Genomic DNA, 6,530 nt, shown 5'->3' on the forward strand with positions numbered 1-6,530 from the left:
AATCCCTAAATTTTCCCCCCAATCACTCCAATGGTAGGCACTTTTTCAGGGAAAAAAAGTCTAAAAGCCTTATCCAACAAGGTTTTTAGATTTATTCAGCAAACCCTACCTAAGCCTGCTCACGGGTTTCAGCTTCATGGCGCAATTTGCTTGACTGCTCCTAACTATCGATAATATCAGGTCGGGAGCCAATAAACCCAACGCTTTCCCAATAAGCAACTAGCTCCAGCCCTGTTTTAGGAGGATTTTGTAGATAACTCATTCTCTAGCTCTGAAGGTAGATCTAGGCTGATGTTCACGGTATTTCTTTAACGTTCAATGACCTGTCTTTGATTATATCCGATATATTCAGTTAAACGAAGGCTGCATCTCATTTTTCTAAATCTACTAAGTTGGGATTTTTAAGGCGAAACTCTCTGCTAAAATCGGGCGTTACTTCCGAACTCATACCCGACAATTCCGCATCAGAGCGGTGAATCCTGCTTGGGCAAAATGTTTGTCATAAGCGAGTGCTTCTCTGATTCCATTTTCTTCCATTATTTTGAAAGATACGCAATCTGTATGACTCCATGCTTTGTCTTTACGCTGTTGATATAGTCTTAATCCTTGTTCAAATTGCTCACTGGTTTGGGGAACAATACGAACATTGGGGTTAGAACGCAAATTTTGAGTTAGCTCTATGGCTAAGTCACGGAAATACTCACCACGTTTAGAAAAGTCGTTTAAGACTTCGATAAGGACGGCTTCACTGGTGACAATATAGACGGGATGCAATGTTTTTGATAGCTGAACAGCTTTTTTATGCAAATTATCACTGGGGTTAAGAAGGGCAACCCAATAACCTGTATCGGCGAAAACGACTCTCACTAACTATCCTGTTGCTGTTGATAATGGTCAAAGTTTTGGGCTAAGTCTTTTGGTAGTTTTGCCCATTCTTCATTGGGGATTTTGGCAGAAAGTCGGGCGGCTAATTCCCAGATTGGTTCTGCATTATAGTCAAATTTAATATTTGCGAAAGAGAAGCTTTCGATAGGTGTTTGATTATTCATAGGTGTATTTGATTTAGAAGAAATCAGTTTTTCTAATTTAGAGATCGCTTCTTGTTCACTGCGCCAAGCTTGATCGCGTAGTTGGTTAGCTTTGAGAACTAGATCGCCAATTTCATTTCTAATCTTTGGTTCAGGTAATGGAATATGGACAGAAGCAAGCATTTCTCGATCTATATGAACAATAACTGAACCATAAGATTGTCGTGTTATTAGGCAATAACCATAATCTGAGGCTAACCAAGCATAAAGATAACCTGCATTAATATCATCAGATGCTAGAATCCGAGTTGCATCTTCACTAGCTGTCCATGCTGCCATGTATTTAGGAATAATCTGTACTTTCCCAATCGTGCCAGAACGAGTAACAGCGATCATGTTTTCTTCTAGTTGAATTTCAGGTAAATCTTTGGTATGTGCGCCCTTGGCAAGTCGTTTAACATCGATTGGATCGACTTGAAAAAGTTGTTTACTACTAAGCATAGGAATACCACCTTTGTCAACATAAGTGCGTTCTCTAAACTTTGTAATTGCTCTAACTTCTTTAGTAATTCGCTGATCGCCAATTTTAGTAATTTCAACAGGTAACTGAGCTAGTTGTTTTTCAGCAGCGATCGCTTCGGGATTGTGAAAACTTGCTTCTAATCGTCCCATGAGTTGAGAAGCTTTGATCGTAGTCGTAAAAGATGCACTACCACGCGGAGTAATATCTTTGAGATAGGGTAGGTTTAAACGTTCATGGAGAAGGCGATCGGCTTCATCTAACAAATGATTTGCTTCATCACGCAGTTCTCCCGCTTTACACATCAAGCGACCAATTTCAATCCGGCGAATCGGCGGCAAATCGGGAATTAAAACTCGTTCTAAATGCTCTGGTTCAATGTGAACAATAACTGAGCCATAGGTAGCCTGAGTAAGCTGAGGACGACCATATCGACTAGGAAGAAAAGCTGCTATAAAACCTGCTAGATCAGGATCAGTTGCCCGAAGTCGAATAGCGTCTTGTGAAAGAGCTTTCCCTGCTAGTGTTTCACACGCCAAACTAACATTACCAACAGTTCCTGAACAAGAAATTAAAATATCCCACTTTTGAATTAAGAGTTTAGATAGATTTTGTGTATATTTACGACTCAAATAATTTTCTATTCTTGGACGCAAACTAATAATGTCAGAACTGGAAAGAAAAGGAATGCCATGTTCAGCATCTACATAAATTCGCTTGAAGCGAAAAGCATTATGAGCTTCCTGACAAAGACCTTCCTTGCCATAAAGTGGGATGAGAGGTAAACCACTATTTGTCAAAGCTGTAACTGCATTATGAGCCTCAATGCTAAAAGCAGAAGCCTCTAGACGCACACCAGCAGCCAGGACTTCACTGAGTTTGATCGTCGTCGATAGTTTCTCCGACTCATCATCAGGTATCTCTGGCGTGTAATCAGATTTAAAAGCGTAAGTTACCATCCTAGTACCACCTTTTTCTTCCACTCAATAAACTCATTAGCTACCAAATCCGTATCATCATCCTCAACCTTTTGACGAGGTAGCGGTCTAGCCACACCTTCACCCGTTGCCGTTCGCTCGATCAAAGGGATTGACTCTGGATTAGTTGGAACCAGTATCTCTTCCCCTTCCTCATTACGTCTGTAGGTGATGTTACCCCGTTTGTCATGTCCGATCGCCTTCACCTGTGCCATAAAGATTTCATAATCAGACATTGTTCCTTGAGCGATTTCCTTTTCAGTCTTTTTCTGAAGAATCAAAACCGAAGTTTGCGTCCCATTGTGAGGCTGAAAAGTATCAGGATGTAGGTCAATCGAAGCAACAATTCGGCAATGCTTAATTAACCAATACCGCACATAAATCAATCCAGGAGCGCCCAAAATTGCATCAGGTAAAACGATTCCCATCCGTCCCCCTGGTTTCAAAAGTTGCCAGCATCGTTCAATAAACAAGATCTCAGGTGATGCAGAACCCTGAAGTTGTTCTGTTGGCTCCCAACCAGACTCAGTTTCTTTCCAAACATAGGCAAGCTGATATTGCTTTAAGGTTTCTTCATCCTTAATTGGTAACTTTGAACCAAAGGGGGGATTGGTTGCAATTACATCAAAATGACCCAGATCTTTCTCACTGCGTAAAGTTTTGGGATCGATAGCTAAAGCCGTGGCAAATTGCTTCCGAAAACTATCTTCCCATTGATGAGGATGTAACAGAGAATCTTGTCTAAGAATATTTCCAGAGCCGTCATTGTTCATCACCATATTCATCTTGGTCGCTTTGACTAAATCTGGATTAATATCAATCCCAAAGAAATTAATTTTAGCTGTTTCTTGAATTTTAGAATTGAGTGCATTTTGCATCCAAGGATCTGACTGCTCAGTTACTCCTGCTTGTAGTTCTAACTTTTTGATTACCTCATTCATTGCAATTACCAAAAAGCCACCTGTGCCACAGGATTGATCGAGAATCTTATCAGTGACTTTCGGCTCCAGCATACGAATAGTCATTTTTTGCACATTTCGAGGTGTGAAAAATTCACCACGATCGCCCCTTAAATTTGCGCCAACCAGTTCTTCATAGGCTTTCCCTTTAACATCAATATTTGTACTCAGAAAGCTATAGCGTTGAAGCTCACCGATAATATAAGCTAAAGAACGAGGTTGAAGTTTAATTTCATCATTAGCATCAAAAATAGCAGGGTATTGCTTTTTAACTGCGCTAAAAATCTTGCTAATGCGATTAAAAACAGTTAACCGACCATCATTACTCTTTTTCTCTTTCGCTGTTGCATAAAATTCTAAAGGATTAGGAAAATTACGCTCATCATGAATCTTGCAAAAAATAACCTTTAAAAGCTCAAAAAAAGCAGGTTGTTTTTGTAGCCCATCCGTTACATAAATATGATCGTGGCAAATCTTAAAAGAAAACAGTAAATTATCACCAACTGCATTCTTTAGTGACTCACGAGTTGGGCGATCAACTTCCTCAACATTACCATTCTTAGAAGGAATATCATTAGGCTCTTCATACTCAATGCCTTCCTCTGTCCTAATTCGACGCAAGACGGTCTTTTTCCTACCATTTGTCCACATCCCCCACTCAGAGTTATCACAAGTCGCCATGTATGACCGAAGCTGCTCAACTCCGTCTTTACTGGCTGAGGGTGGTACTGAGTCTTTTTTGCACTCAATAATGATCCAAATATTTTCCTGATTGTGTTGATCCCCCTCACGGAAAATAGCCAGATCCACTCGAACAGTCTTACTACCCTGCTTAATTGGATACTCAACCTCGATCTGTTCTGGCAAATAGCCCAATTCCAGCACCAATCGACGCTCGATGTTCTGGCGAACATATTCTTCGGGCGTATCATTACGGGTTTTCTGGTCTATGAAATCACAGACCTTGCCATCTGGAAGTGTTGGCAAAAGCTTGGACATTGCCCTCCCCCCACAAAGAAAATTTACCTTCCTTAATGTTTTACCGGTAATTGATCTGCTTTGACCAACTGCTTATTTTAAATTTACAGGCTGGAAGAACTGATAGCGGGTCAACCGTTGGCCGTCAACCTAGCCTATTGAAGATAGGTTGCGTCAACCCAGACCGAGTCGATGGGCGATTGCACTGAACCGTTATCATCAACCTTGAATGATATTATTAGTCTAACTCTCGGTTTGGTACAGTGATTGGTTAGACAGATGGACTTTAAATGAAGTTTATGGAGATTTCGGCTCTCTTGGATTTGGTGGGTAAAATGTATTCTGAGATATATTCGCCTTAGTGAGGGAATGGAAGGAACCACAAAGACACAGAGGACACAAAGATTGATCGATCCTATGTAAGTTAAACTTATCACACAAAACCTAGAAGAACCCCGAAAGTTTCCGCATATCACCCCGTTTTGTGGATTCCTGACAATCAGCCGAAATAACATCAGCTTTCCCCAAGGATGCAACACCAATTGTTCAATCTGACTGCACTTCGTAACAAAAATTTACAACTCGATCATAAGCGATCGCACTCCCGTCCGTCGCTGTGCCTAGACGTTTTTAGATTATTATCATTTACTTGAATCAATGATCATGGTGCGTTCCCCAAAATTGATCGCTGCAGCGGTAGGACTTGCATGAGGGAACGCACCCTACCAGATCTGCACTGAGTTCTGTTGTTGCCTTGTTAGGATTAGGAGGATTAGGGTTAGTCTCTAGCCTGACCAAGCGAAAATAGAAATAGTAGGGTGGCCATTGCCCACCTTACCGCTTTTTCGGTCATAATAAATCCGAATTAGGGCGAACTGTAGTAAAATAGGAAACGAACCTCTTAAGCAGGGTTTATAAGGATGTCCAGACGAGACGATCTACATTTATCATTACGTCATACTTTAGAAAAAGAAGGTTGGAAAATCACTGATGATCCTTTAATTATAACCTTAGAAAAAACCTTGCTTAAAGCTGATTTAGGAGCAGAAAAGTTTTTTGCTGCGGAAAAAGAAGATCGTAAAATTGCTGTAGAAATCAAAGACTTTGATACGCCTTCAGTTATCAGTGAATTAGAAAAAACAAGAGGACAACTTCAATTATACCAATGGGCTTTAGATTCACAAGAACCTGAAAGAAAACTTTTTTTGGGCATTAGTGAAGCGGTTTATTTAAAACACTTCAAAAAAGCTATTTTCCAACTGGTTATTAAACGTAATAGAATCAATTTAATTATTTATAATCCTCAAAAGGAGATAATTGTCGAATGGATAACACAGTAAATTATGCCGATATTCTGACTCAAGTTATCAGAAAAGAATCGGCGATGCAACCTCGATTACAAAACCTTAAAATTACCCCAGTTTGTGATCCAGAATCAGGCAACTTTTTAATAATTATGACTGGTTGGGAAAAAGAAGCATGGATTAATACAATTTTATTTCACGCTCGTTTATTGAAAAATAAAATTGTCATTGAAGATGATAATCTTGAAGAAGGATTAACAACCAATTTAATTCAAGCTGGGATTCCCCCAGAAGATATTATTACTGGACTTTCCCTAGAGTAAGGCAGGCATTACCCACCTTAGCGATATCGCAATGAATGTTAGGAAAAATTATCTAAATGCTTCAATTCTATCTAAATAGACATTAACTAATTTATGTTCAATGACCAAAGCTTCAATCTGTGGCCAAATACGAGCTAAAAACTGATGAAATTCGCGTTTTCGTATATTGCCAAAACGGAGATGTACTACTTTGGGTGGGGAAAAATCTAGCATTAGTCTATCAGAAAAGTCCGCATCTTTCGTAACAATAACCAGTTTTTTATCCTTTGGATATTGCCAAATTTCCGTATCCCTTGGAATTCTACCTAGGGCTTGCTGAATAAATCTAAAAACCTTGTTGGATAAGGCTTTTAGACTTTTTTTTCCTCAAAAAGTGCCGACCATTGGAGGGATCGGGGGTAAAATTCAGGTACTTTTTCCCTGAAAATTAGGTAACTGACT

6 protein-coding genes are annotated in these 6,530 nt (G+C 39.7%); 2 read left to right on the top strand and 4 right to left on the bottom strand.

Features of this window, described 5'->3' with window-relative positions; genetic code table 11:
* Window positions 1-444: 444 nt before the first annotated feature.
* Genes PX481_RS16930 through PX481_RS16940 form a run of 3 tightly spaced genes read right to left on the bottom strand, consistent with a single transcriptional unit; the run spans window position 445 to window position 4,483 of the window.
* Window positions 445-867, bottom strand: coding sequence for a type II toxin-antitoxin system VapC family toxin (locus PX481_RS16930; protein WP_002757383.1), 423 nt, complete (start codon window positions 865-867; stop codon window positions 445-447).
* Complete coding sequence (locus PX481_RS16935) at window positions 867-2,531, bottom strand: restriction endonuclease subunit S (protein WP_288095100.1); 1,665 nt, start codon at window positions 2,529-2,531, stop codon at window positions 867-869. The genes PX481_RS16930 and PX481_RS16935 overlap by 1 nt, the downstream gene beginning before the upstream one ends.
* Window positions 2,501-4,483 (bottom strand): type I restriction-modification system subunit M, encoded by a 1,983-nt coding sequence (locus tag PX481_RS16940; protein ID WP_288095102.1) that lies wholly within the window; start codon window positions 4,481-4,483, stop codon window positions 2,501-2,503. The genes PX481_RS16935 and PX481_RS16940 overlap by 31 nt, the downstream gene beginning before the upstream one ends.
* Before the next feature lie 899 nt (window positions 4,484-5,382).
* On the opposite strand from PX481_RS16940, the gene PX481_RS16945 reads away from it, so the two are divergent.
* Both PX481_RS16945 and PX481_RS16950 read left to right on the top strand, forming a co-directional pair.
* Window positions 5,383-5,802 (top strand): XisH family protein, encoded by a 420-nt coding sequence (locus PX481_RS16945; RefSeq protein WP_002757391.1) that lies wholly within the window; start codon window positions 5,383-5,385, stop codon window positions 5,800-5,802.
* Window positions 5,787-6,089: an element excision factor XisI family protein gene (locus PX481_RS16950; protein WP_002757393.1), complete on the top strand. Its 303-nt coding sequence runs from the start codon at window positions 5,787-5,789 to the stop codon at window positions 6,087-6,089. The genes PX481_RS16945 and PX481_RS16950 overlap by 16 nt, the downstream gene beginning before the upstream one ends.
* A 48-nt stretch (window positions 6,090-6,137) precedes the next feature.
* On the opposite strand, the gene PX481_RS16955 is transcribed toward PX481_RS16950, so the two are convergent.
* Window positions 6,138-6,410 carry a DUF5615 family PIN-like protein gene (locus tag PX481_RS16955; protein ID WP_353852198.1) on the bottom strand — a complete coding sequence of 91 codons (273 nt, stop codon included), beginning with the start codon at window positions 6,408-6,410 and terminating at the stop codon, window positions 6,138-6,140.
* Between the last annotated feature and the right edge of the window lie 120 nt (window positions 6,411-6,530).

It is taken from the genome of Microcystis sp. M53603_WE2, from assembly GCF_030065435.1.